The 25995-nt window shown below is 59.8% G+C and carries 26 protein-coding genes and 1 tRNA gene; 15 read left to right on the top strand and 12 right to left on the bottom strand.

The genetic code is table 11. The annotated features are described in order from the left end of the window. Positions 1–14: 14 nt before the first annotated feature. The 5 genes from RCH09_RS03870 to lpxC all read left to right on the top strand — a co-directional run bounded on the left by RCH09_RS03870 (position 15) and on the right by lpxC (position 5150). Positions 15–848, top strand: coding sequence for a cell division protein FtsQ/DivIB (locus RCH09_RS03870; protein ID WP_326939731.1), 834 nt, complete (start codon positions 15–17; stop codon positions 846–848). Beyond that, a complete protein-coding gene (ftsA, locus tag RCH09_RS03865; RefSeq protein WP_326939730.1) occupies positions 845–2077 on the top strand; it encodes a cell division protein FtsA in 1233 nt (410 codons plus the stop codon). The genes RCH09_RS03870 and ftsA overlap by 4 nt, the downstream gene beginning before the upstream one ends. A 189-nt stretch (positions 2078–2266) precedes the next feature. Then, positions 2267–3448, top strand: a complete 1182-nt coding sequence (ftsZ, locus tag RCH09_RS03860; RefSeq protein WP_326939729.1) for a cell division protein FtsZ — start codon at positions 2267–2269, stop codon at positions 3446–3448. A 144-nt stretch (positions 3449–3592) separates the two neighbouring features. After that, positions 3593–4099 (top strand): peroxiredoxin, encoded by a 507-nt coding sequence (locus tag RCH09_RS03855; RefSeq protein ID WP_326939728.1) that lies wholly within the window; start codon positions 3593–3595, stop codon positions 4097–4099. Between the two features lie 115 nt (positions 4100–4214). After that, positions 4215–5150: a UDP-3-O-acyl-N-acetylglucosamine deacetylase gene (gene lpxC, locus RCH09_RS03850; RefSeq protein WP_326939727.1), complete on the top strand. Its 936-nt coding sequence runs from the start codon at positions 4215–4217 to the stop codon at positions 5148–5150. On the opposite strand, the gene RCH09_RS03845 is transcribed toward lpxC, so the two are convergent. The 3 genes from RCH09_RS03845 to RCH09_RS03835 form a co-directional block, all read right to left on the bottom strand. Then, positions 5147–5896 carry a glycosyltransferase family 25 protein gene (locus RCH09_RS03845; RefSeq protein WP_326939726.1) on the bottom strand — a complete coding sequence of 250 codons (750 nt, stop codon included), beginning with the start codon at positions 5894–5896 and terminating at the stop codon, positions 5147–5149. The genes lpxC and RCH09_RS03845 overlap by 4 nt on opposite strands. Then, complete coding sequence (locus RCH09_RS03840; RefSeq protein ID WP_326939725.1) at positions 5893–7143, bottom strand: O-antigen ligase family protein; 1251 nt, start codon at positions 7141–7143, stop codon at positions 5893–5895. Before RCH09_RS03840 ends, RCH09_RS03845 begins: the two co-directional genes overlap by 4 nt. Positions 7144–7370: 227 nt before the next feature. Further along, positions 7371–7538: a hypothetical protein gene (locus tag RCH09_RS03835; protein WP_326939724.1), complete on the bottom strand. Its 168-nt coding sequence runs from the start codon at positions 7536–7538 to the stop codon at positions 7371–7373. A gap of 70 nt (positions 7539–7608) precedes the next feature. On the opposite strand from RCH09_RS03835, the gene RCH09_RS03830 reads away from it, so the two are divergent. The 6 genes from RCH09_RS03830 to RCH09_RS03805 all read left to right on the top strand — a co-directional run bounded on the left by RCH09_RS03830 (position 7609) and on the right by RCH09_RS03805 (position 14441). Beyond that, complete coding sequence (locus RCH09_RS03830; protein WP_326939723.1) at positions 7609–7875, top strand: hypothetical protein; 267 nt, start codon at positions 7609–7611, stop codon at positions 7873–7875. 48 nt (positions 7876–7923) lie between these two features. Beyond that, positions 7924–8886, top strand: coding sequence for a M23 family metallopeptidase (locus RCH09_RS03825; protein WP_326939722.1), 963 nt, complete (start codon positions 7924–7926; stop codon positions 8884–8886). Between the two features lie 156 nt (positions 8887–9042). Next, the gene (secA, locus tag RCH09_RS03820; RefSeq protein ID WP_326939721.1) at positions 9043–11799 is read left to right on the top strand and encodes a preprotein translocase subunit SecA; all 2757 of its coding nucleotides are present in this window, start codon (positions 9043–9045) and stop codon (positions 11797–11799) included. 131 nt (positions 11800–11930) lie between these two features. After that, entirely contained in the window at positions 11931–13169 is a 1239-nt protein-coding gene (argJ, locus tag RCH09_RS03815; RefSeq protein WP_326939720.1) for a bifunctional glutamate N-acetyltransferase/amino-acid acetyltransferase ArgJ, read from the top strand. A gap of 10 nt (positions 13170–13179) precedes the next feature. Further along, positions 13180–14043 carry an ATP-binding protein gene (locus RCH09_RS03810; protein WP_326939719.1) on the top strand — a complete coding sequence of 288 codons (864 nt, stop codon included), beginning with the start codon at positions 13180–13182 and terminating at the stop codon, positions 14041–14043. Continuing rightward, on the top strand, positions 14040–14441 hold the full coding sequence (locus tag RCH09_RS03805) for an NUDIX domain-containing protein (protein WP_326939718.1): 402 nt from the start codon (positions 14040–14042) through the stop codon (positions 14439–14441). Before RCH09_RS03810 ends, RCH09_RS03805 begins: the two co-directional genes overlap by 4 nt. A gap of 12 nt (positions 14442–14453) precedes the next feature. Here RCH09_RS03805 and yacG read toward each other — a convergent pair whose 3' ends face one another. The 9 genes from yacG to ispB form a co-directional block, all read right to left on the bottom strand. Further along, complete coding sequence (yacG, locus tag RCH09_RS03800) at positions 14454–14645, bottom strand: DNA gyrase inhibitor YacG (RefSeq protein ID WP_326939717.1); 192 nt, start codon at positions 14643–14645, stop codon at positions 14454–14456. A 14-nt stretch (positions 14646–14659) separates the two neighbouring features. After that, the gene (gene zapD, locus RCH09_RS03795; protein ID WP_326939716.1) at positions 14660–15415 is read right to left on the bottom strand and encodes a cell division protein ZapD; all 756 of its coding nucleotides are present in this window, start codon (positions 15413–15415) and stop codon (positions 14660–14662) included. Between the two features lie 114 nt (positions 15416–15529). Further along, positions 15530–16153: a dephospho-CoA kinase gene (coaE, locus tag RCH09_RS03790; protein WP_326939715.1), complete on the bottom strand. Its 624-nt coding sequence runs from the start codon at positions 16151–16153 to the stop codon at positions 15530–15532. Next, complete coding sequence (locus tag RCH09_RS03785) at positions 16150–17016, bottom strand: prepilin peptidase (protein WP_326939714.1); 867 nt, start codon at positions 17014–17016, stop codon at positions 16150–16152. The genes coaE and RCH09_RS03785 overlap by 4 nt, the downstream gene beginning before the upstream one ends. After that, complete coding sequence (locus tag RCH09_RS03780; protein WP_326939713.1) at positions 17016–18248, bottom strand: type II secretion system F family protein; 1233 nt, start codon at positions 18246–18248, stop codon at positions 17016–17018. The genes RCH09_RS03785 and RCH09_RS03780 overlap by 1 nt, the downstream gene beginning before the upstream one ends. Before the next feature lie 12 nt (positions 18249–18260). After that, entirely contained in the window at positions 18261–19946 is a 1686-nt protein-coding gene (pilB, locus tag RCH09_RS03775) for a type IV-A pilus assembly ATPase PilB (protein WP_326939712.1), read from the bottom strand. A gap of 268 nt (positions 19947–20214) precedes the next feature. Continuing rightward, positions 20215–21513, bottom strand: coding sequence for an HlyC/CorC family transporter (locus tag RCH09_RS03770; protein WP_326939711.1), 1299 nt, complete (start codon positions 21511–21513; stop codon positions 20215–20217). A gap of 33 nt (positions 21514–21546) precedes the next feature. After that, positions 21547–21623, bottom strand: a tRNA-Pro gene (locus RCH09_RS03765). A gap of 33 nt (positions 21624–21656) precedes the next feature. After that, entirely contained in the window at positions 21657–22586 is a 930-nt protein-coding gene (gene ispB, locus RCH09_RS03760) for an octaprenyl diphosphate synthase (RefSeq protein ID WP_326939710.1), read from the bottom strand. Between the two features lie 322 nt (positions 22587–22908). On the opposite strand from ispB, the gene rplU reads away from it, so the two are divergent. From rplU to proB, 4 genes are all read left to right on the top strand, one after another. Then, a complete protein-coding gene (rplU, locus tag RCH09_RS03755; RefSeq protein WP_326939709.1) occupies positions 22909–23220 on the top strand; it encodes a 50S ribosomal protein L21 in 312 nt (103 codons plus the stop codon). 44 nt (positions 23221–23264) lie between these two features. Beyond that, a complete protein-coding gene (gene rpmA, locus RCH09_RS03750) occupies positions 23265–23534 on the top strand; it encodes a 50S ribosomal protein L27 (protein WP_326939708.1) in 270 nt (89 codons plus the stop codon). 89 nt (positions 23535–23623) lie between these two features. Further along, positions 23624–24730 (top strand): Obg family GTPase CgtA, encoded by a 1107-nt coding sequence (gene cgtA / locus RCH09_RS03745; RefSeq protein WP_326939707.1) that lies wholly within the window; start codon positions 23624–23626, stop codon positions 24728–24730. A gap of 116 nt (positions 24731–24846) precedes the next feature. After that, complete coding sequence (gene proB / locus RCH09_RS03740; RefSeq protein ID WP_326939706.1) at positions 24847–25983, top strand: glutamate 5-kinase; 1137 nt, start codon at positions 24847–24849, stop codon at positions 25981–25983. Positions 25984–25995: the final 12 nt, after the last annotated feature.

The raw sequence follows: 25995 nt of genomic DNA, 5'->3' as shown, positions 1-25995 counted from the left end.
CGCCGACCCCGATCATGTGGCACGACATCAAAATGCTCAACGCAAGCGCCAACCTGTTGCTCGGTGCGCTGATGCTCGTCCTGCTTTCAGCCGGGGTCTGGTGGATTGCGCAGCGGCCGATGTTCACGCTGAAGGTGATTCGCGTCGAAGGTGTGGCCGATGCCGCACTGCTGCATGTCAATCCATTGACCATCAAGAGCTCGGCCCTGCCGCGCATTCGCGGCAACTTCTTTACGGCCAATCTGGATGTGGTGCGGCAGGCCTTCGAGGCGGTGCCGTGGGTGCACAAGGCGACCGTCCGGCGTGAATGGCCGAACCGCCTTGTGGTGACGCTGGAAGAACATCAGACGCTGGGTACCTGGGGTGATGAAGGTCGCCTGATCTCGGTGCAGGGCGATGTGTTTACCGCCAACCTGGCCGAAGCGGAAGAAGCCGGCGAACTGCCTGCTTTCAGCGGACCGGAAGGCAGCGAAAAGGAAGTCGTGGCACGCTTCTTCGATCTGCGCACCTGGTTTGCCGCTGCCAATCTGGCGCCCGAGGCATTGACGCTGTCGAGTCGCTATGCGTGGGCGGTCACGCTCAACAACGGCATGGTGGTGGAACTGGGCCGCGAACAGACCGCCACCACATTGAAAGAACGCGTCGCCCGACTGACCGGCATTTATCCACAGCTGGTGGCGCGCCTGCAGGACCGCATCGAGCGCATCGACATGCGCTATCCGAACGGCATGGCGCTCAAGGCCAGCGGCATGGTGTTCGCACCGGACGCCAATACACCGAAAAAACCGGCACCAACCAACCACCCGAAACGACCTGGCAGTACCAAAACAGCAAGCGGAACAACATGACAAAAGACGCAAAAAACCTGATCGTCGGACTCGATATCGGCACCTCCAAAGTGGTGGCCGTCGTTGCCGAGGTGATGCCCAGTGGACGCCACGAAGTCATCGGACTGGGCCAGCACGAATCGAAAGGTTTGAAGAAAGGCGTGGTCGTCAATATCGAAGCGACCGTCGAATCGATTCAGCGCGCGCTGGAAGAAGCCGAGCTGATGGCCGACTGCAAAATCCGCAACGTCTACGCCGGCATCGCCGGCAGTCATATCCGCAGCTTCAATTCCAGTGGCATGGTCGCCATCAAGGACAAGGAAGTGACGGCGGCCGATGTCGCGCGCGTGATCGAAACCGCGAAGGCCGTCAACATCCCGACCGACCAGCAATTGCTGCATACGGTGCCGCAGGAATTCATCGTCGACAACCAGGAAGACGTGCGTGAACCAATCGGCATGAGCGGCATCCGACTCGAAGTCAAAGTGCACATCGTCACCGGCGCCGTGTCAGCGGTGCAGAACATCGTCAAGTGCGTGCGTCGCTGCGGTCTCGAAGTATCGGACCTGATCCTGCAACCGATGGCCTCGGCCGATGCGGTGCTGACACCGGACGAAAAGGAACTCGGCGTGGTGCTCATCGACATCGGCGGCGGCACCACCGACGTGGCCATCTTCACCGAAGGCGCGATCCGCCATACCGCAGTGATCCCGATCGCCGGCGACCAGATCACCAACGACATCGCGATGGCGTTGCGCACACCGACTTCCGAAGCCGAAGAAATCAAACTGCGCTATGGCGTCGCCAAGCAGGTGCTGGCCGATCCCGGCGAAACCCTCGAAGTCCCGGGCCTCGGTGATCGCGGACCGCGCACCCTGTCGCGCCAGGCGCTGGCCGCCGTGATCGAGCCGCGCATCGAAGAGCTGTTCGCCCTGGTGCACCAGGTAGTGCGCGAATCCGGCTACGAAGAGGTGCTGTCATCGGGCATCGTGCTCACCGGTGGCTCGGCGATGATGCCGGGCATGGTCGAACTGGCCGAAGATATTTTCCTCAAGCCGGCCCGGCTGGGCACGCCTGAGTACAGCGGCCAGCTCGCCGACGTCGTGCGCAGTCCGCGTTACGCGACCGTGCTGGGCCTGCTGCTGGAAGCGAAGAAACAGTATTTGCGCGGTCATGTCGTGACCCGCCAGGATGGCTCGGTGAAGGCCGTCTGGCAGCGCATGAAGGAGTGGTTTTTGGGGAATTTCTGACCGCGTGGGTCGGTCAATCCGGTCAGTGCGACCGGAGCGGCCGGCGTCAAATTGTCAGCGCAGCACGAGGTCGTTTCACGCAAAACGTTATTAACTTTTTTATTTGAATCACCCGCAGTTGGCAGTTGCCAGGCTTCACACAAGACGTGATGCCTGGCGACTGAAAACTGCCTACTTTAAGGAATCGCCATGGAAATCGAATTGCTTGAAAACGCATCACTGGGCACGGTGATCAAGGTCGTCGGTATCGGCGGCGCTGGTGGCAACGCCGTGCAGCACATGATCAACAAGGGCGTCTCGGGGGTCGAATTCATCGCCGCCAATACCGACGCCCAGGCGCTGAAGAACTCGAAAGCGCACAACATCATCCAGATCGGCGAAACCGGTCTGGGCGCAGGCATGAAGCCGGCGGTCGGCCGGCAACTGGCGGAAGAATCGCGCGGCCGTATCGAAGACGCATTGCGCGGCGCGCACATGGTCTTCATCGCCGCCGGCATGGGTGGCGGCACCGGCACCGGTGCGGCGCCGATCATCGCGCAGATCGCCAAGGAACAAGGCGCGCTGACGGTGGCGGTGGTCTCGAAGCCGTTTTCGTACGAAGGCCAGAAGTGCATGGACATCGCCGACGAAGGTCTGGAAGCGCTGGCCCAGCACGTTGACTCGCTGATCATCATCCTCAATGAAAAACTGGAAGAGATCTACGAAGACGACAGCATGATCGAGTGGCTGCAGCATGCCGATGACGTGCTCAACAATGCCGTCGCCGGGATTGCCGAGATCATCAATGTCCCGGGTCATATCAACGTCGACTTCAACGACGTCAAGACCATCATGGGCGAGCAGGGCAAGGCCATGATGGGTACGGCGACGGCGTCTGGCGTGGATCGTGCGCGGATCGCTGCCGAACAGGCGGTCGCTTCGCCGCTGCTGGACGGCATCGACCTGTCGGGTGCGCGTGGCGTGCTGGTCAACGTCACCGCCAGCCGCAATCTCAAGGGCAAGGAAATCAAGGAAGTCATGGCCACCGTGCGTGCCTTCGCCGCGCCGGATGCATCGATCGCGCAAGGGATCGCGTATGACGACACGATGGGCGACGATATCCGCGTGACGGTGGTTGCCACCGGCCTGGGCCGCAGCCGCAAGAATGTCCAGCTGGTGCAAACGCCGATGCTGCGCACCGGCACCCACAACGAGCCGATTACTGCCCACGCAGGCATGGTTCAAAGCGGAAAATCGACCGGTTCGTTCGATGGTCTGAAGGCGCCGGCAGTATGGCGTCGCGAATCCGCCTCGGAAACGGTGCGGGCGCTGGAAAAGAATGGCATGGAAACCTACGACATTCCGGCGTTCCTGCGCAAGCAGGCGGACTGACCGGGGTCGACTCTGCCTCTGGCCCCGCTGGCTGCACGCAATCGGGGAACGAGGCATACTGCGCACACCACGTCGGCGGCATGTCGACGTGGCACGGCGCGCAGCATCACCGCCATCCATTCATCTCCACCGAAGGAAACCATCATGACAATCAAGATTGGCGATCACCTGCCGGAAGGCTCCCTGGCTGAATTCATCGAAGTCGAATCGGCTGGTTGTTCACTCGGCCCGAACGTATTCAACGTCGCTGAATTGACCAAAGGCAAAACCATTGCGATCTTCGGCTTGCCGGGCGCGTACACGCCGACCTGTTCGGCCAAGCATGTTCCGGGCTATATCCAGCACGCGGCCGAGTTCAAGGCCAAGGGCGTCGATGAAATCTGGTGCATCTCGGTCAATGATGCGTTCGTCATGGGCGCCTGGGGCCGCGAACAGAAAGCCACCGGCATCGTTCGCATGATGGGCGATGGCAGCGCAACCTATACCAAGGCGCTTGGCCTGGATGCCGATTTCAGCAAACATGGCATGGGCACACGCTCGCAGCGCTATTCGATGCTGGTGGTCGATGGTGTTATCAAGCAACTGAATGTGGAGCAAGGCGGCAAGTTCGAAGTATCGAATGCCGAAACCCTGCTGGCGCAACTGGGCTGATTCAGGACTGCGCAACCGATGGCGCAGCGATGCGCCATTTTTTTTGTGTGCGCCATGACGCAGATCCAGGCTACCCGGCCACCTACTCGTTTCGTCTTTTCCCTATAATTGCGCCATGTTAAAACAACGCACCGTCAAGCAGCTGGTCCATACCGTCGGCGTCGGCCTGCACTCCGGCACCAAGGTCGCGCTCACCTTGCGCCCTGCTGCACCCGACACCGGCATCATCTTCCGGCGCGTCGACCTCGATCCGGCCGTCGATCTGCCGGCCAGCGCAGTGGGCGTGGGCGATACGCGCATGGCCTCGACGCTGAACAACAATGGTGTCAAGGTCTCGACGGTCGAACACCTGATGTCAGCCTGCGCCGGCCTGGGCATCGACAATCTGTATGTCGACGTGACGGCCGAAGAAATTCCGATCATGGACGGTTCGGCGTCATCGTTCGTATTCCTGCTGCAGCAGGCCGGCCTGCAGGAACAGAACGTCGCCAAGAAATTCATCCGCATCAAACAGGTCGTCGAAGTCTCCGAGGGCGAGGGCGCCCAGCGCAAGTGGGCGCGGCTGGAACCGCTGAACGGCTTCAAGCTGAAGTTTTTCATCGAATTCAACCATCCTGCCGTGGATGGCACCGGCCAGACCGCCGAAGTCGATTTCGGCCTCGACTCCTATGTCAAGGAAATCTCGCGCGCGCGCACCTTCGGCTTCATGCAGGATGTCGAGATGTTGCGTGGGATTGGCCTGGCGCGCGGCGGCTCGCTCGAAAACGCGATCGTGATGGATGAGTACCGCATCCTGAATTCGGATGGCCTGCGTTACGACAACGAGTTCGTCCGCCACAAGATCCTCGATGCGATTGGCGACCTGTATCTGATCGGCCATCCGCTGCTGGCCAGCTATGTGGCGCACAAGTCCGGGCATGGCCTGAACAATCAATTGTTGCGTGCGCTGCTGGCGCAACCGGAGGCCTACGAGATCGTCAGCTTCGACGATCTTGAGAACGCGCCTAGCACCTACGTCCGTCAAGCGGCGCAGGAGTGGGCGCGTAACTAATCGGCCTGCAGGGAGCGCAGCCGCCTGGACTTTTGGGCGCGCCAGATTTCCTTGCGCAGATTGGGACCGATGCGATGCCATTCGCGCAGGAGTTTCTGACCCAGTGACAGGCGCGCCTTGCCAGCAGGGCCAAGGGTTGTCTCGAAGGCTTCATCGTGGGTCAGCACGGCCGGTTCGATGCCGCGGATTTCGACGCCATGGTCCCAGTCGCGGTCGAGGGTCGTGTCAATCGCGGCCGACATGGATTCGGTGTAGTGCAGCAAACGCTGCGCCGCCGCGCGGTTGATCAGGTATCCCTGGGTGCCGTTGGGCTGCGCCAGATAGTCAACCAGAACATGGTCGCCGGTGAGGCGCATGACCGGAAACGCCGGTTTCGGAAACATCGCGAACAGCCGCACGAACTGCCACTGTTGCGGCGCGGCGCACAAGGCCTCCACCACCGCGACGAAGTCGGGCTTGAGGCCAACATCATCCTCCAGCACCAGGCAAATCTCGTCCGCGCCAGCCAGAAACTCCGCCCACACGCCGCGATGGCTCAGATAGCAGCCCATCTCGCCGGCGCGCAGATCGACGCCGCTTTGGGCCAGCCGTTGCCGGCGCGCATAGAGGTCGGGCCAGCCGTCGTTCAGGTTGACCCGGATCGCGTCGAAAAACCGGGACGCCACCCCGAGCTGTTCAAACTGGCGCTGCATGAAGGCACGCCGGTCATGCTGCTCGGGCAGCGAAATGCAATGCACCACAATCATGCCGGTACCTGCTCCGCGGCGCGATCCATCTTTACCAGCAACAGGCTGATCACCAGGCCATAAAACATGATCGTCGGGCGCCAGATCAGCACGACATCGACCAGCCCGGCGATCAGGAATCCCATCGCCACCACGATAACCAGCAAGGCCGGGTTGGCCGCCGACGGCGCGCGGAAATACTGGCGCCGGGCGGCAGCCAGCGGGACGAAATACAGCAGCCCCAATCCGAGCGCGCCGAACAGACCGCCCTCGGCCGCCGCCTTCAAGAATTCATTGTGGGGATGCGAGTAGACGGCCAGATCGGACGGGGTCTTCCCCGTGGCCTGGAACACCGACAGCTCCGACCGAAAGCGGTGATTGCCAACGCCGAGCAGCGGATGGGCCGCGAACATTTTGCCGGCAAAGCGCCATAGCTCGATGCGGGTTGTCGTCGAGGTTAGCACCCCGCGATCCTGGGTCGCGTACTGCTCGATTTCCGCCAGGGTCTGATCCGGGCGCGGCCACAACACGTTGTTGGTGACCACTACCAGAATGATTGCCAGCGCAACAATGGTGCCGCAGACCAGTGCCTTCAGGCGTTTGTTCGGCAACAGAGCCCACACCATCACGCCGAGGCAAAGTGCCAGCAGCAGACCGCTGCGGGTTTGTGTCAGCAGCGGCACGCTAAACGTGCAGCCGATGAGCAGCAGCGCCAGGGCGCGCTTGCGTATCGTGCCGTCGGCCTGGACCAGCAGGGTCAGCGCCAGTGTTCCCAGAATCAGCGCCAGCGAGGTGTGCGGAATGATTCCGACGAAACCATTGGGAAGAATGCCGCGCTCCAGACCCATCACATGCAAATGCCAGAGCATCAATGGCACCGTATAGACGGTAAAGAACAGGCAGCCCCACAGGAAGGGCCGAATGCGGGGATGCAGGATCAGCAGCGCAAAGTACACCGGAATGCAGGCAAAGAAGCGCGACAGGTCATCCATGTCGCGCAGTTGCAGCGGCGGCTGCAGGACGAAATGCTGGACGATCGCCAGCGCCAGCGGCAAACACAGCGCACCAACCCACAGCCAGCGCGCGCGCGCAAGGCAGGATTTCAGGGCGGCGCCATGCGACAACAGGAACAGGCAGGCAAAGAGAAAGATCGCCACCGAGACAACATCGTTCATCGTCTTGTTGACCGCGAGTGAAACCGGGTACAGGAACAACAGCCATGCGATGATCGATTGCGAAAGGGTGCCTGATTTTTTTATTTGATGCACTCGAATGCTCTTTCAAACGACAGTTTGCCGGCGCAGGTGCTGCGACGATGGCCAAACCTGACTGCTACGTTATTGATCAATCGCGTTTTCCCTTGCGCGTGGCCGCTCGTGGGCCGACGCAGCAAACGCTGTTGCTGGAGCGAGAGTATAACCGTATCGCTAATGCAACCCCAGCAGGCACGTAACTTTGGCTGTTCTGCCGCAACAATTGGCCGGGAACATGACCCTCAGGCCCGCGGACGTTTTACCAGTGCATGGATGGCCGCCAGCAGCGTCGCATTGCGCGGTGAATTCTCCAGCAGCGTTTCCAGTTCGGTCAGGGCAGATATCGCCGGATCAGGCAGCTTCAACTGCTTGACAGGCGCCGGTTTTTCGAGTGGGGGGCCAACTTGCACTTTGAGACGGATTGCATTAACCTGCCACCCGCACTTCTGCAATCCGTCCTGTAATTTCGGGAGTTGCTGTTTGAGCTTCGACGCCAGCGCAGCGTTGGGCGTGGACAGCACCAACTGCCCCGATTCGAACTGCAGGACGCCGCAGGCACTGAACATCGACGGCAGGGAAGCCGCGCAATCGTTTTGCAGCGCCATCATTCGCGTGACTGACGGCAGCAATGCTGCCATTTTGTCATTTCCGCGCAAAAAATCCGCGGCACCCTTGGGCGTTGGCGGCTGGCGTGAGCCGGTTTTGAATGGAACAAATGTGGAAGGGCGCGTCATCGCGCAACCTTAGCACAGCATTGGCACACCAGATTCACGCAAGCCAGCGAACGGAGTCGAGATGCAAATCATTTTGTTGCACCCCCGTTTTACCAAGGCCCGATCCATCACGCTGACGTACCGGCACTGGCTGGTCGGTGGTGTGGTGGCGCTGGTGGCGCTGGTGTTGTGTTCCAGCCTGCTAACCTGGATTGCGCTCACCCACGCCACCGAACTGAAGTTGCCCTTCCTGCAAAATATGTTGTCCTCGGCCAGCCCGGACGACGCCGGCAAAAAAGACAAGTATCTGAAGGAAAATCTCGCCGCGATGGCCATCAAGCTCGGCGAGATGCAGGCCCAGTTGATGCGTCTGGATGCCTTGGGCGAGCGTGTGCAAGGGCTGTCCGGGGTCAAGCCGGAAGAATTCAATTTCAAGGAATTGCCCGGTCGCGGTGGTTCCGAGCCCGCCAACCGGTTGCGCCCGCGCCCGCCCGAACTGACCCTGAGTGCATTTCAAAGTGCGCTGGACGCACTGGCGGTCGATGTCGAACACCGTTCCGACTACATGAATGTGGTGGAAACCACGCTTATGTTCGACAAGATCCGCTCGAAGCTGCTGCCAACCATCCAGCCCGTCAATGTCAGTTATAACGCCTCCGGTTTTGGCTGGCGTTTTGACCCCTTCACCGGCCACAGTGCGTTTCATGAGGGGATCGACTTTCCTGCGCCGACCGGAACGCACATCATCGCTGCCGCTGGCGGCGTGGTCATTGCGGCGGAATTTCATCATCAGTTTGGCAACATGCTGGAGATTGACCACGGCAACGAGATCGTGACGCGCTATGCGCATGCGTCCCGCTTGCTGGCAAAAGTCGGTGATATCGTCCAGCGCGGCCAGTACGTTGCCGACATTGGATCGACCGGGCGCTCGACCGGTTCGCACCTGCATTTCGAGGTGCTGGTCAAAGGCGTGCAGCAGGACCCGCACAAATTCCTCATTGCCGGCGCCGACCAGGGACGCGTGCCCTTGGTCACGCAGAAGTAGTCCACTTGGCAGATGGCTATTGTTTACCGGGCGGTTACCCCAACTTGGCAGGGGTCGCATGATAAACTCCGTCTCTTTTAGCCCTTGTCCGTTCCGCTTGCGCCGGGTGTTGCCCTGCGCTGGCGTGTTTGACGGCGCTTTTTTTAGAATCCAAGCATGTCATTACTGACTCAGATTTTCGGTAGCCGCAACCAGCGCCTGCTCAAGCAATACCAAAAAACGGTCCGCGAGATCAACGCGCTGGAACCGTCGATTGAAAAGCTGTCCGATGCCGAGTTGCAGGCAAAGACGCCGGCATTCAAGGCGCGCATTGCCAATGGCGAGACGCTCGACGCGTTGTTGCCCGAGGCGTTTGCGGTCTGTCGCGAAGCCAGTCGGCGGGTGCTGAAGATGCGCCATTTCGACGTACAGCTGATTGGCGGCATGGTGCTTCATTTCGGCAAAATCGCCGAGATGGGCACCGGCGAGGGAAAAACCCTGATGGCGACGTTGCCGGCCTACTTGAATGCGCTGGCCGGCAAGGGCGTGCATGTCGTGACGGTCAACGATTATCTGGCGCAGCGCGATGCCGACTGGATGGGACGCCTGTACGGCTGGCTCGGCATGACCACCGGCGTGAACCTGTCGCAGATGGAACACGATACCAAGCAGGCCGCCTACGCCGCCGATATCACCTACGGCACCAACAACGAGTTCGGTTTCGACTACCTGCGCGACAACATGGTCTTCGATATGGCCGATCGGGTGCAGCGCGGGCTCAATTTTGCGATCGTCGATGAAGTCGATTCGATCCTCATCGATGAGGCGCGCACGCCGCTGATCATCTCCGGACAAGCCGAAAACCACACCGAGCTGTACCACAAGATCAATGAACTGCCGCCATTGCTGACACTGCAAATCGGTGAAGAAACGCCGGATGGAAAAGGCGCGGTCGAAGTCCCTGGCGACTACACCCGCGACGAAAAAGCCCATCAGGTGCTGCTGACCGAAGCCGGTCACGAGAAAGCCGAACAGATCCTGACCCGCTTCGGCCTGCTGGCGGAGGGGGCCTCGTTGTACGACGCCGCCAACATCACCCTGATTCATCATCTGTATGCCGCGCTGCGCGCGCACACGCTGTATTTCAAGGACCAGCACTACGTGGTGCAGGACGATGAAGTCGTCATCGTCGACGAATTCACCGGACGTCTGATGACCGGCCGGCGCTGGTCCGACGGCCTGCACCAAGCGGTCGAGGCCAAGGAGCACGTCAAGATCCAGAACGAGAACCAGACGCTGGCGTCGATCACGTTCCAGAATTTCTTCCGCATGTACGCCAAGCTGTCCGGCATGACCGGCACGGCCGATACCGAAGCGTACGAATTCCAGGAAATCTACGGCCTCGAAACCGTCGTCATTCCGCAGAATCGCCCGAACCAGCGCAAGGACCGGCAGGACCAGGTCTACAAGACCAACGAAGAAAAATACAAGGCGATGCTGGTCGATATCCAGGATTGCTACGAACGCGGTCAACCGGTGCTGGTCGGCACCACCTCGATCGAGAATTCCGAACTGCTGTCGGGCATCCTGACCAAGGCCAAGCTGCCGCACAACGTGCTCAACGCCAAGCAGCATGCGCGTGAAGCCGAGATCATTGCGCAGGCGGGCCGTCCGAAAGCCATCACCATCGCCACCAACATGGCCGGTCGCGGGACCGACATCGTGTTGGGCGGGAATGTCGAGAAGCAGGCCCAGCATATCGAAGCCGACGACGGCATCGCCGACAAGCAGGCCCGCATCCAGAAGCTGCACGATGAATGGCAGTCACTGCATGACCACGTGGTCAAGGCCGGCGGCCTCCACATCATCGGGACTGAACGGCACGAATCGCGCCGGGTCGACAACCAGTTGCGCGGCCGTTCGGCGCGTCAGGGCGATCCGGGTTCGTCGCGTTTCTACCTGTCGCTCGACGATGCACTGCTGCGCATTTTTGCCGGCGACCGTGTGCGTGCGATCATGGATCGTCTCAAGATGCCTGAAGGTGAACCGATCGAGGCGGGCATCGTGTCGCGCTCGATCGAGTCGGCCCAGCGCAAGGTTGAAGCGCGCAACTTCGACATCCGCAAACAATTGCTGGAATACGATGATGTCGCCAACGACCAGCGCAAGGTCATTTACACCCAGCGCAATGAATTGCTCGAATCGCAGGACGTCTCGGAGCTGATCGCGTCGCTGCGGCATGGCGTGTTCAACGATCTGTTGCGCGAATACGTGCCGGCCGAATCGCTGGAAGAGCAGTGGGATATCAAGGCGCTGGACAACGTGCTGGCCAACGAATGGCAGCTTGATGTTTCGCTGGCCAATGCGCTCGAAACCAGCCCCAACATCACGGACGAGGAATTGCTCGACCGCGTGCTGGCAGCTGCGGATGCGTCCTACAATGCCAAGGTCGAGATCGTCGGCAAGGAGTCGTTTGGCGGATTCGAACGCAGCGTGATGCTGCAGAGCGTCGACACGCATTGGCGCGAACACCTGGCCGCGCTGGATCATCTGCGCCAGGGTATCCACCTGCGCGGTTATGCGCAAAAGAATCCGAAACAGGAATACAAGCGCGAGGCGTTCGAATTGTTCGGTGCGATGCTGGACATGATCAAGAACGACGTTGTCAAAACCGTCATGACGGTGCGCATCCAGTCGCGCGAGGAAATCGATGCGGCCGAGGAATTGCTGGCCCAGTCGCATGTCGAGAATGTCAGTTACCAGCATGCTGATTTCGACGCCGCGATGGCGCCCGAAGAATTGCTCGCGCCGACCGTCAATCCGGATGCCGACAAGTCCGAGCCTGCCTTTGCCGGGATGAAGATCGGCCGTAACGATCTCTGTCCTTGCGGTAGCGGCAAGAAGTACAAGCAGTGCCACGGCAAGCTGGCGTAACACAACGGTAATGCACAGCAAGAAGGCGGAATTTTTTCCGCCTTTTTTTACGTCGTCAATCCGGTCCTGTCGCGCAGGGCAGCGTTTACAATATCGACTGCCTTTCGCTCAACCCCTCACCGAGTCCCTCCATGGCCGTCAATTCTCCGCTCCCTGTCGCTGCAAACCTGAAACCTGTCGCCGGTATCGAACTGGGCTACGCTGAAGCGGGGGTGCGCAAACCCAATCGCAAGGATGTGCTCGTGATGAAGCTCGCGCCGACGGCGACTGTCGCCGGCGTGTTCACCACCAACCGGTTTTGCGCCGCACCCGTGCAGGTTTGCAAGGCCCATCTGGAAGGGTTGCGCCTGTCCGATGCGCCGATCCGTGCGCTGGTCATCAATACCGGCAATGCCAACGCGGGTACCGGCGAGCAGGGCCTCAGCGCCGCCAATGCCGTCTGCAGTGCGCTGGCGGATCTGCTGGAATGCGATGTCTCGCAGGTGCTGCCATTCTCTACCGGCGTGATTCTGGAGCCGCTGCCGGTCGAACGTGTCACGGCCGGTCTGGCGCCGGCGCTGGCCAACCTGCGTGCCGACAACTGGTACAGCGCGGCGGAGACCATCATGACCACCGACACCCAGCCGAAAGCGGCCTCGCGCACGGTGTCGATCAACGGTGAAACCATTACGCTGACCGGTATCAGCAAGGGTGCCGGGATGATCAAGCCGAACATGGCAACCATGCTCGGCTTTCTGGCCACCGATGCGGGCGTATCGCAAACCGTGCTCGAACATCTGGTCAAGGAAGCGGCGGACCAATCGTTCAATTGCATCACCATCGATGGCGATACCTCCACCAATGACTCGTTCATGCTCATCGCCACCGGCGCCGCACGACTGCAGGTGCTGGAGATCGACTCGCCCGAATACACCGCGCTGGCCGCGGCCGTCACTGATATTGCGCGCGAACTGGCGCAGATGATTGTGCGCGACGGCGAAGGCGCTACCAAATTCATCACCATCACGGTCGAGGAGGGTGCCAGCGTCGAAGAATGTCGCAAGATCGCGTATTCGATCGGGCATTCGCCACTGGTGAAAACGGCATTTTTTGCGTCCGACCCGAATCTGGGCCGGATTCTGGCGGCAATCGGGTATGCCGGCGTCGACGATCTGGATGTCAGCAAGCTCAACCTGTACCTTGACGATGTGCACGTCGCCCGCAATGGCGGCCGCAACCCGGCGTATCAGGAGGCCGATGGCCAGCGCGTCATGCGTCAAAGCGAAATCACGGTGCGCGTGACGCTGGCGCGCGGAGATGCCAGCGCGACCATCTGGACCTGCGATCTGTCGCACGAGTATGTGACGATCAACGCCGACTACCGTTCGTGAGTTTGTTCCGATGACGACCCCTCTGGATCAGTTCCTGCTCCGCGCCGAGCAGCTGATGACGCGGCTCGAAGCCATTCTTCCGCCGGCGCCGGCGCCGATCGACTGGGATGCCGGCATCGCGTTCCGCTGGCGCAAGCGCGGTGAGGTCGGCACGCTGCAGGCGGTGCGCCAGGTCGCTGCCATCGGCTTGTCGGACTTGCATCAGATCGCGCCGCAGAAGCAGCAGATCACGCAGAACACGGCGCAGTTCGTGCGCGGCCTGCCCGCCAATAACGTCTTGCTGACCGGCGCGCGCGGAACCGGTAAGTCATCGCTGATCAAGGCTTGCCTGAACCTGTTCGCGGCGCAGGGTTTGCGCCTGATCGAGGTCGACAAGGATGACCTGGTCGATTTGGCCGATATCGTCGATCTGGTCGCCGGACGGCCGGAACGCTTTATCGTGTTTTGCGACGACCTGTCGTTTGAAGAAGGCGAGCGCGGCTACAAGGCGCTGAAAGTCGCGCTCGACGGCAGCGTCGCCGCACAATCCGACAACGTGTTGATTTATGCGACTTCGAACCGGCGTCATTTGATGCCGGAGCGGATGGCTGACAATGCCACCTATTCGCACGACGACAACGGCGACCTGCATCCGGGCGAGACAGTCGAAGAAAAGATTTCGTTGTCGGAGCGTTTCGGGCTGTGGGTGTCGTTTTATCCATTTCATCAGGATGATTACCTGACTATTGCAGCGCACTGGCTGGGGCACTACGGTTGCACCCCGCAGCAGATCGAGGCCGCCCGCGCCGAGGCCCTGCGCTGGGCCCTGCAGCGCGGCTCGCGCTCGGGCCGGGTGGCGTGGCAGTTCGCCCGTGACCACGTGGGCAGGGCATGACCGAGCCCGGCCCGATCGACGTCGCCGTGGGCATCCTGATGCGGCCCAACGGCGATGTGCTGCTGGGCCAGCGGCCCGATGGCAAACCCTATGCGGGATACTGGGAATTCCCGGGCGGGAAGGTCGAAGCTGGCGAAACCATCCTGGCTGCGTTGCAACGGGAATTCGTCGAAGAACTTGGCATCGAGGTGCGCACGGCCGAGCCGTGGTGCGGCGTCGAGCATGTCTACGAACACGCCCATGTGCGCCTGCACTTCTACATCAGCCGGGATTGGCGTGGCGAGCCACAGAGCCTGGAAGGACAGGCGTTTGCGTGGCAGGGCAGTGTCGACGTCAGTCCACTGCTGCCGGCGACGATTCCGTTGATTGAATGGCTGGACCGGATCCGGTTTGCCTGACCGCGTGCCAGGTTAGCGCGGCGGTTCGGACTCGTCTTCGTCGAGTTCGTCGAGCTTGGGCACCACCGGGATGGTGTATTTTTCTTCTGCCCAGGCGCCCAGATCAATCTGCTTGCAACGCTCCGAACAAAACGGGCGGTATCTGTTTTTTTCCGACCATTCGACTTTGGCGCCGCAGGTCGGGCAATCGACGATAGTTGCCATGTGTTGAGGGTCGCCTAAAAATTACAAAGAGTGAGTTCGAACGGTACATCGGCTTCGTTCGGCTTCGGTTTCATGTCGCCATCCTGGGACGTGAAACGGATCCACAGCATGTACTTGTTGGCCGAGATTTCGGGAATCGCGCCGAGTGACTTGTCGATCGTCAGTCGCAACATCTGGTACACCTTGCCCTGCAACATCTGCTGGTAGCTGCCTGCGTGGGCAATGGCGTTGGATGCCCGACCCGATTCGCGCAACAACCGCAGCACGATATTGATCGCGCCGAACAGCGGCGCCATCGGCGCAAACCAGTTGGCGATATCGTCGTAGCGCTTTTGCGCCGGACGCTGCTGCCACGCATGATAGGACGGCAGGTCGAATTCGCACGCCCCGCCCGGAATGATGGTGCGGCCGCGAATGCTCATCAGCCATTCGTTGTCACGCACGTTCTGGCCGGTCTTGCCCTGCGCCGCGATCAGCGCCGCACTGACGCGATCGACTTCGGCCAGCACTGCGTCAAGGCGTTCGGGTTCGACATTCGGATTGGATTTGAAGCCAAGCAGGGTCTGTTTCTGACGTTCGAGTTCTTGCAGCAGATCCGATTTGAGATCCGCACGCCCGGCGACTTCGAGCATTTCAAAGATAGTCGATAGTGCAACGTGGTGCTGCAGCGGGTGTTCTTGCTGCAAAAAGAAGGTAAATTTCTCGTACAGGTCTTCCAGCCGCAACAACGTGCGAATACGCTCGTTGAAAGGGTATTCGTAGACAATCAAAATGGTGTCCCTTAAAGGTTGAGCTGTCGATACTGGCATGATTCTGAACGATGCAGCGCGAAATTACAAATGCTGCGAATCAATTTATCCAGGTTGGCGCCGGTTTTGCCCGGATCAGGCGGCTGCAGCCAAGGCGCAGTAGAGGCCGTGCAAGCGATCGACTTGTGCCACCAGGCTGTCGGGCTCGGCATCGTTGCGAATCACGTCGTCGGCAACCGCCAGGCGTTCGGCCCGTGACGCCTGCGTCGCCATGATGGCGCGAACCTGCGCAGCGGTCATGCCGTTGCGTGCGACAACGCGCCCGATCTGCAGTTGTTCGGGACAATCGACCACCAGAATGCGTCCCACCCGATCCCGCCAGCGTCCCGATTCAACCAGCAGCGGCACCGCAATGAGGAGATAGGGGCCGGCTGCCTGTTGCGCCGCGCGCTCGACTTCCTGGCGAATCAGCGGATGCAGGATCTGCTCCAGGATTTTTTTCTCGGCGGGATGGTTGAACACGTGTTCGCGCATCATGGCCCGGTTCATGGCGCCGTCGGCACTCAGAAAGGCGCTGCCGAAGTGCGCCACGACGGGCGGCAGGGCAATGCCGCCCGGCGCCGTCAGGCTGTGTGCAATGGCATCGGTATCAATCAGCGCGGCGCCGCGGGATGCGAACAGATTGGCGACGGTCGACTTGCCGCTACCGATCCCGCCGGTCAATCCGACCGAAAACACCGTTGCCGCGCCGGCGCTCACGACAGCAGGTGTTGATAGCCGCGCGTGAGCATGTCGCCAAACAGCAGGCTGATCATGCCGGCGGCAGCGAGGTAGGGGCCGAACGGAATGGGATTGTCGCGCCCGCGTTTGCTGAATACGATCAGCGCAATGCCGACCACGGCGCCGACGACCGATGACATCAGCACGATTGCCGGCAGCATTTTCCAGCCCATCCAGGCGCCCAGGGCGGCAAGCAGTTTGAAATCGCCGTAGCCCATGCCTTCCTTGCCGGTGAGGAGCTTGAAGGCCCAGTAGATCGTCCACAAACTCACGTAGCCGAGCGCAGCGCCGATCACGGCCTCATCCAGTGGTACGAAGGTTGCGTTCAGATTGACCAGCAGGCCGCACCACAGCAAGGGATAGGTCAGGTCGTCCGGCAGCAGCTGGGTGTCGGCGTCGATGCAGCTCATCGCGATCAGCAGCCAGGCAAATACCAGCGTCGCCATGCCCGCGAGGCCGGCGCCAAAATGCCAGACCAGCGCCGCCGACAGCAGCCCGGTGAACAGTTCGACCAGCGGATAACGGATCGAAATCGGCGTCTTGCATTGACGGCACTTGCCGCGCAGCGCAAGGTAACTGAGTACCGGGATGTTCTCGATGGCGCTGATCGCATGCCCGCACTTCGGACAGGCCGAACGTGGCACCATCAGGTTGAAGCGATCGTCATGCGGCAGCGGTTTGCCACTTTCCACGGCGACGTAGTTGTCGGATTCACGCTGCATCATTTTCGGCACGCGATAAATCACCACGTTCAAAAAGCTGCCAATCAGTAGTCCGATGATGCCGGCGAAGGCACTGCCCAGCGCATTGCCGGGCAGTGACAGGAACAGCCAGTCCTGCATCAAACGACCGCGCCCAGCTTGAAGATCGGCAGATACATGGCGATCACCAGGCCACCAATGATCACGCCCAGCACCACCATGATCAACGGCTCCATCAGCGACGACAGCGAGGCGACGGCTTCATCGACCTCGTCTTCGTAAAAGTCGGCGACCTTGCCCAGCATCTGGTCGAGCGCGCCGGACTCCTCGCCGATCGACACCATTTGCGTGACCATGTTCGGAAACACCCCGGCATTTTGCATTGCCACCGTCAGGCTGGTGCCGGTGCTGACTTCGTTCTGGATCTTTTTGGTGGCGTCGAGATAGACCGCATTACCGGATGCGCCGCCGACCGAGTCGAGCGACTCGACCAGTGGCACACCGGCGGCGAACATCGTTGCCAGCGTGCGGGTCCAGCGTGCGATGGTCGCCTTGCGAATCACCGCGCCAAAGATCGGCGCGCGCAGCAGGGCCTGATCCATGAAGCGCTGGATCTTCAGCGAGCGCCGCCACGCCTGAAAGAAGGTGTACAGCCCGCCGAACAGCAGGCCGAAGATCGCGTACCAGTAGGAGACGAAGAAATCGGAGATGGCCATCACGACCAGGGTCGGCGCCGGCAGGTCGGCGCCGAAGCTCTTGAAAATATCCTTGAACGCCGGCACCACGAAAATCATGATGACGGCCGTCACCACGAAGGCCACCACAAGAATCGAAATCGGATAGAACAGGGCCGACTTGATCTTGCCCTTGATGGCAATGGTCTTTTCCTTGTAAATCGCGAGCCGGGTCAGCAGGTCTTCCAGAATCCCGGCCTGTTCGCCGGCGCCGACCAGATTGCAGAACAGCGGGTCGAAGTAGAGCGGGAATTTGCGGAACGCCTGGTTCAGGCTGGTACCCGTTTCGACGTCACCGCGAATGTCCATGATCAGCTTCGATACGGACGGATTGGCGTGCCCCTTGGCGACGATGTCGAACGACTGCAGCAGCGGTACGCCGGCCTTCATCATGGTGGCCAGCTGGCGGGTAAACAGCGAGATGTCCTTGTCGGTAATTTTTTTGCCGCTGCGAAAAGTCTTTTTCTTGACCTTGGTGATCATCACACCTTGCCGACGCAACGTCGCGTTGACAATCGCTTCGCCGTTGGCGCGTATTTCGCCGCGCACGGTTTTGCCGGATTTATCCTTGCCTTCCCAGGCATAGATCGATTCCTTGACCGCCGTCGAGCTGATCGTTTTGCGTACCGCAGTTGCCATGATGACTCCCGGTTATTCGTTGGTGCAGCCGAGGATTTCCTCGAGGCTGGTCAAACCCATCTTTACCTTCACCAGCCCGGATTGCCGCAATGTGCGCACGCCATCCAGTTTTGCCTGGGATTCGATTTCAAGCGCGGTGCCGTGGCTCAGGATGATGCGTTCAATCGATTCGGTGATCGGCATGATCTGGTAAATGCCCAGCCGGCCCTTGTAGCCGCTGCCGCTGCAGCGTTCGCAGCCGACCGCCTTGTAGGGCTTCCAGTCGCCTTCAAGGTCTTCGTCGGTAAAGCCGGCCTGCAGCAATACCTCGGGCAGAATCTCGGTCGGCAGCTTGCAGGTGCACAGGCGCCGCGCCAGCCGTTGCGCCGTAATCAGAATCACGGACGACGCGATGTTGAACGGCGCCACCCCCATGTTCATCAGGCGGGTGAGCGTCGATGGTGCATCGTTGGTGTGCAAGGTCGAAAACACCATGTGACCGGTTTGCGCCGCCTTGATGGCGATGTCCGCCGTTTCGAGGTCGCGAATTTCACCCACCATGATGATGTCCGGATCCTGCCGCAGAAACGCCTTCAGGGCGACCGGAAAGGTCAGCCCGGCGCGATCATTGATGTTCACCTGATTCACGCCCGGCAGGTTGATCTCGGCCGGATCTTCCGCGGTGGCGATATTGATGCCGGGCTGGTTCAGGATGTTCAGGCAGGTGTAGAGCGATACGGTCTTGCCGGAGCCGGTCGGGCCGGTGACCAGCACCATGCCGTAGGGACGCTGAATCGCGTTCATCAGCGTTTCTTTTTGGTCAGCGTCGTAACCGAGTGCCTCGATCCCCATCTGGGCCTGCGAACCATCCAGAATCCGCATGACGATCTTTTCGCCAAACAGGGTCGGCAAGGTGCTGACCCGGAAGTCGATCGAACGTGTCTTCGACAGCACCAGCTTCATGCGGCCATCCTGCGGCACGCGCTTTTCCGAGATGTCGAGTTTTGAAATGACCTTGATGCGGGACGCTAGCTTTTCCTTGATCGCCAGTGGTGGCTGGGCGATTTCGCGCAACACGCCATCGACCCGGAAGCGGATTCGGTAGAATTTTTCGAACGGTTCGAAGTGCAGGTCGGAGGCACCCAGATTGATCGCATCGATCAGCATTTTCTGCAGGAACTTGACGACCGGCGCATCATCGATGTCAGCCGCGCCGGGGTCGTTTAGCGCAGCGCTGTCCTCGGTCGGGAAATCAATGTCGAGGCCATCGCCGGTCAAGTCATTCAGGCTTTGCTCGGCACTCTGGCCGAACAGCTCGATGAGCTTCAGCAGGCCGGTGTGTTCGACAATCACCGGTTCCACCGTTAGCTCGGTCTGGAATTTGATCTGGTCGAGTGCCGTGGTGTTGGTCGGATCCGAAATGGCGATCGAGACCTTGTTGCCGCGTTTGGCCAGCGCGATGACACGCTGGCTCTGCATCAGCTTGTTGTCGATGACGCCATCGGGGCGCAACGACATGTTGAACAGCGTGAAATCGAGCAGCGGATAGCCGAAGGTCTCGGAGCAAAATGTCGCCAGTGCGCGCGAATCGATGGTGCCAGACGCCAGCAAGGCGTCGATGAACTGAATCTTGTCGGTGGCGGCCTGCTTGCTCAGTGTGTCGGCCTGCAACGCCGACAGCCGGCCGGCTTGCAGCAACGCGCGCGCCAGTCCTGACATCGTGTTCGTCGTAGCGGGATTGGAGAGCACTGCAGCCATAAATTTGTCAGGTCAGGATTGAATCGGAGTCTGATGCCACGCAAATATCCACAATTCGCAGGCTATCGTCGCACATTTGTCTGGGCTGGCTCGGCTCGGCTGCAAGCGAAAGACTTATCTGTCCAGACGGCAAATGTTAAAAACTTCTGTCGATGATGCCTACAGGCACTTGATTTGTAAAGGCATTGCCACGTATTGGACTATCTTTAGGTGCTCGAAGCGTTACATTTCAGGCGCGCAGTGGCAAGGTGTTGCGCGCCGCGGCCTGAATCAGTTTGACGACCTTGATTGACTGGTTTTTCACCTGCACGATTTCAATCACGCAGCCGTTGATTTTCAGGCAGACGCTGGCTTCGGGAATATCCTGCAAATACTCGAGCAGCAACCCGTTAATGGTTTTCGGGCCGTCCAGAGGAAGTTGCAGTGCAAGATGTTTGTTGATTTCGCGCAAAGTTGTTGAGCCTTCAAGCAGGCATTCACCCTGCGCATCCCAGCCAAAATGGTCGGCGCGCGCCGCGCCCGGGGTCGATGTTGTGAATTCGCCAATCATCTCCTCGATGATGTCTTCCAGCGTGACCAGTCCCTGCACCTCGCCGTATTCGTCAACAATGATGCCGAGCCGCTCGTGATTCTCCTGAAAGTATTGCAGTTGCGTGAGGACATCCGTGTCCTGGGGGATGAAATAGGGCGGCGTGAGCAGGGCGCGAAAGTGATCGGTGGTCAGTTCGTCCTCTTCGTTGAGCAGGCCGACTGCCTTGCGCACGTGCAGGATGCCGACGATCTGGTTGATTTCCCCTTCGTGCACCGGCAATTTGTTGTGGTAGCAGGTGGTCAGTTGACGCTTGATTTCCTCGATCGGCACTGACAGGTTGAGGGCCTCGACCTGGGCGCGCGGTGTCATCACGTCTTCGACCGAGATGCTCTCAAGGTCGAACAGGTTGAGCAGTATGCTTTGGTGTTTTTTCGGAATGAATTGACCGCCTTCCAGCACCATCGAGCGCAACTCTTCGGGCGATAGCCGATGGTCGCGGATGGTGCCACGCTTGATACGCACCAGTCGCAGCAAAACCGTGACGAACAGATTGACGAACCAGATTACCGGTTTGCCCAGGGTCATCAGTGGCTTGAGCACGATGCTGGCAGGAAGCGCAATGCGCTCCGGAAATGTCGCGCCAATGATTTTTGGCGATATTTCGGCGAAGACAATCAACAGGAAGGCGACCACGGCGGTGGCGATCGTGATCACTTTCTCATCGTTGCCAAAGGTGCTGATGGCAATCGCCGTCACGAGTGCGGTGGCCAAGGCGTTGATCAGCGTGTTGGCAATGAGCACAAGCGACAACACCTTGTCGGTGCGATCCAGTAGCCATAGCGTGGTTTGGGCGGTGCGACTGCCGCGCTTGGCGAGATGGCGCAGTCGATGGCGATTGGCCGCCATCAGGGCGGTTTCGGCCATCGCAAAGAATGCGGACAGGAGAATCAGGCATGCGAGTGCGATCAGTTGCACCCAAAAGGGGACGGTATCCAAAGGGTCACCGCAAAGAGTTGGAATCGAAAAGGGTGGTCGGGGTGACAGGATTCGAACCTCCGGCCTCTACGTCCCGAACGTAGCGCTCTACCAGGCTAAGCTACACCCCGCGAAGTCCGACCACGGCGAGTTGCTTCATCGGCTCAGTGGTTGCGGTCTACCGCGAACGTGCACAAGTCTAGCAGGGAATTTTTGAACTGGCTATCGGGCAGCCCGGCAATGGCTTCGGCGGCGCGTGTTGCCGCCAGTTCTGCCGCCCGACGGGTGTAATCGAGCGCGCCGGAACTGGTAATGGCCGACAGGATCGCGTCGAAATGCTGTTCATCGCCCAACTCGATGCAACTGCGGACCAGCGCGCGCTGGTCCGCGCTGCCGTTGTGCATCAGATGGATCAGCGGCAAGGTCGGCTTTCCTTCGCGCAGATCGTCGCCAACGTTCTTGCCGATTGCATCGGCATTGCCTGAATAATCGAGCACGTCGTCGATCAGCTGGAACGCGGTCCCGAGCGATCGTCCGAATTCGGCCGCCGATTCGACCTCCGTTTCCGAGGCGCCGGCAATCAGCGCGCCAAGCTGGGCCGCGGCTTCAAACAGTTTCGCCGTTTTTGAGCGAATGACTTCGAGGTAGCGTGCCTCGGTCACTTCGGGATCGTGCATGTTGAGCAGTTGCAGCACCTCCCCTTCGGCAATCACGTTCGTGGCGTCGGCCAGAATCCGCATGACACGCATGTTGTCGATCGAGACCATCATCTGGAAGGCGCGTGAGTACACAAAGTCGCCCACCAGCACGGAGGCCGCGTTGCCGAACAGTGCATTGGCGGTCTGCCGCCCGCGCCGCAGGGCAGACTCGTCGACCACATCGTCGTGCAGCAGTGTCGCGGTGTGAATGAATTCGACCACGGCGGCCAGCTCATGATGGTGGGTGCCGCGGTAGCCATATGCCTTGGCCACCAGCAGTACCAGCACCGGCCGAATGCGCTTGCCGCCGGCACTGATGATGTACTCGGCAATTTGATTGACTAAAGCGACATCGGAATGCAATTGTTTCCGGATCACCTTATTGACTGCCTCCATGTCATCGCTGACGGCGGATGTGGCGAGGGATCGAGGTGCGAGAGCTTGGGCTGCGAACAAGGTAGGCCTGCTGGGAATCAGAAATTGGATCGATTATACGATGCCCCGCGCTTATCTCCCGCGTGCGTTTAAGATCGCCGGGCTCGCCTGCCGGTGCCCAGGGGTTGGCCGTGTGGGCTGCAGCCAGACTATTTCGCACGGACTTTGACCGCAGTGCCGAGTTCATGTATTATCTGCGGCTCTCCCGATTCTGCGTGTAATTCCAGTGCGAAATCGTGGGGGTTCTGATCTTCAGTCCCTTAATTCATTGATGAGGTTTTCCATGTACGCGGTCATAAAAACCGGTGGCAAGCAGTATAAAGTTGTCGCTGGTGAAAAATTCAAAGTAGAACAGATACCGGCAGACATTGGTTCCGAAATCACCATCGATCAAGTGCTCGCAGTGGGCGCGGGTGACACCATTAAGTTTGGTGCACCATTGGTTGAAGGTGCCACGGTCCTGGCTACGGTTTTGGCGCACGGTCGCCACGATAAGGTAAAGATTTTCAAGATGCGCCGTCGTAAGCATTACCAGAAGCACCAGGGCCATCGTCAAAATTACACCGAATTGCAAATCGTCTCGATCAACGGCTAATTTAGCGGCGTTGCTCGGGCAAACCAGAATCGAAGGAGCTTGAAATGGCACACAAAAAAGGCGGCGGCACTACGCGCAACGGCCGTGACTCGGAATCAAAGCGCCTTGGCGTGAAAGTCTACGGCGGCCAGGCAATCAATGCCGGCGGAATCATCATTCGTCAACGCGGCACCAAGACACATCCTGGTGACAACGTTGGCATGGGCAAGGATCACACCCTGTTCGCGCTGGTTCCAGGTAAAGTACAGTTTGTAATCAAAGGTGCAACACAACGTCAATATGCGACGGTGGTTGCAGCAGCGGTAGCCGCGTAAAGCGCTGGCACAAATAGTAGGCAAGGCGTAAGCCTTCAATCAAAAGGCTCTGCTTCCGGTGGAGCCTTTTTAGTTTATGGCGGGACATCATGAAGTTTATCGACGAAGCAAAAATCGAAGTCATTGCTGGCGACGGCGGCAACGGCGTCGCCTCCTTTTGTCGGGAAAAATTCAGACCTTTCGGCGGCCCTGACGGCGGCGATGGGGGCAAGGGCGGCACCATCTGGGCGGTGGCAGACCGCAATATCAATACGCTCGTCGATTACCGGTTTTCGAAAATGCACAAGGCGCGCAACGGCGAAAATGGCCGGGGTGCGGATTGTTATGGCAAGGGCGCAGACGATATCTTCCTGCGCATGCCGGTTGGCACGCTGATCATCGATCACGTCAATGGCGAAATCATTGCAGACCTGACCGAGCATGGCCAGCAGGCGATGCTGGCAAAAGGCGGCGAAGGCGGCTGGGGCAATATCCATTTCAAGACATCGACCAACCGCGCGCCGCGTCAAAAAGGCGACGGCAAAGAGGGCGAGCGACGCGAACTGCGTCTCGAACTGAAGGTGCTGGCCGACGTCGGATTGCTCGGCATGCCCAACGCCGGCAAATCGACCTATATTTCGGCAGTCTCCAATGCCCGGCCGAAAATCGCCGATTATCCATTTACGACCCTGCATCCGAATCTGGGCGTGGTGCGTGTCAGCCATGAAAAGAGTTTCGTGATTGCCGACATCCCGGGCCTGATCGAAGGCGCAGCGGACGGTGCTGGGCTCGGCGTGCAGTTCCTGCGCCATCTGCAGCGCACCCGCTTGCTGCTGCATATTGTCGATCTGGCGCCGTTTGACAACGTTGACCCGGTCAAGGAAGCCAAGGCGATCGTCAAGGAGCTCAAGAAATATGACGAATCGCTGTTCGACAAGCCACGCTGGCTGGTGTTGAATAAACTCGACATGGTGCCGGAGGGCGAGCGGAAAAAGCGCGTCAAGGATTTCGTCAAGCGCTTTGGCTGGAAGGGGCCGGTGTTTGAAATCTCCGCCTTGAACCACGATGGCTGTCCGGAACTGGTCATCGCAACGTACAACTATCTGGCGGAACAGCGCGCGCTCGAATATCGTGCCGAAGAAACCCAGATGAGTGAAGAAGCGCGCGGCATCATTTCGATTGATGCCGATGATCCTCGCTTCAAAGTCATGGAATAAATGGCAGCACCTTGCCAGGCGCGAGTTCTTCTCGCGCCTTTTTTACGCCCGCTTTCCATGGCGGCTTTGCACCCAGTCAAGTATCCTGAAACATTGAACGACGACGCAACCCTCCGATGACCACTGCAGAACAATCCACCTCGCTGATTCAACACGCCAAACGACTCATCATCAAGGTGGGTTCGTCGCTGGTGACCAACGATGGCAAGGGCCTCGATCATGCCGCCATTGCCAAGTGGGCGGCGCAGATTGCGCAACTTCGCTTGATGGGCAAGGAGGTCGTGCTGGTGAGTTCCGGCGCCATCGCAGAAGGCATGCAGCGGCTCGGTTTCGACAAGCGTCCGACCGGCATCCATGAATTGCAGGCGTGTGCGGCGGTCGGACAGATGGGGTTGGCACAAGTGTACGAAACCAGTTTTCGCGCACATGGACTCGGGACGGCCCAGGTCCTGCTGACGCATGCCGACCTTGCTGATCGCGAGCGCTATCTGAATGCACGTTCGACATTATTTACGTTGCTGCGCTATGGCGTGGTCCCCGTCATCAATGAAAACGACACGGTGGTGACGGATGAAATCAAATTCGGCGACAACGATACGCTGGGTGCGCTGGTGGCCAATTTGATCGAGGGCGATGCCCTGATTATCCTGACCGACCAGCGCGGGCTGTTCACCGCCGATCCACGCAAGGATGCAACAGCACGCTTTGTCGGACACGCGCAGGCCGGTGATGTGGCGCTGGAGGCCATGGCAGGCGGCGCCGGGTCGGCGTTGGGACGAGGCGGGATGTTGACCAAGATTCTCGCCGCCAAACGCGCGGCGACTTCGGGCGCCCACACCGTGATCGCATCGGGGAGAGAAGAAAATGTCCTGTTGCGCCTGGCTGCTGGCGAGACGATTGGCACCCAGTTGACGGCATCGACGGCGCAACTTACCGCCCGAAAGCAGTGGATGGCAGATCACCTGCAGACGGCCGGCGCTGTCGTCCTCGACGATGGCGCGGTCAGGAAGTTGTCCGCCGAGGGCAAGTCATTGTTGTCGATTGGCGTGATCGAAGTCAGGGGCGAGTTTGGCAGGGGGGCGGTGATTTCCTGCCTTGACCATCAGGGTCGGCAAGTTGCTCGCGGCATCACCAACTACACCAGTTCGGAGGCGCGCCGCATCATGCGCCGACCCTCGGCAGATATCCTGAGCATTCTCGGATTCGTTGAAGAGCCGGAGCTGATTCACCGCGACAACATGGTGCTGCTGTAGTCGTCGCCAGGC

Origin of the sequence: Actimicrobium sp. GrIS 1.19 (assembly GCF_035984655.1) — a bacterium.
In the GTDB taxonomy this organism is placed as follows: Bacteria; Pseudomonadota; Gammaproteobacteria; order Burkholderiales; family Burkholderiaceae_D; genus Actimicrobium.
The sequence above is the reverse complement of the archived record's forward strand: the minus strand, read 5'-3'. Positions and strand labels throughout refer to the sequence as shown.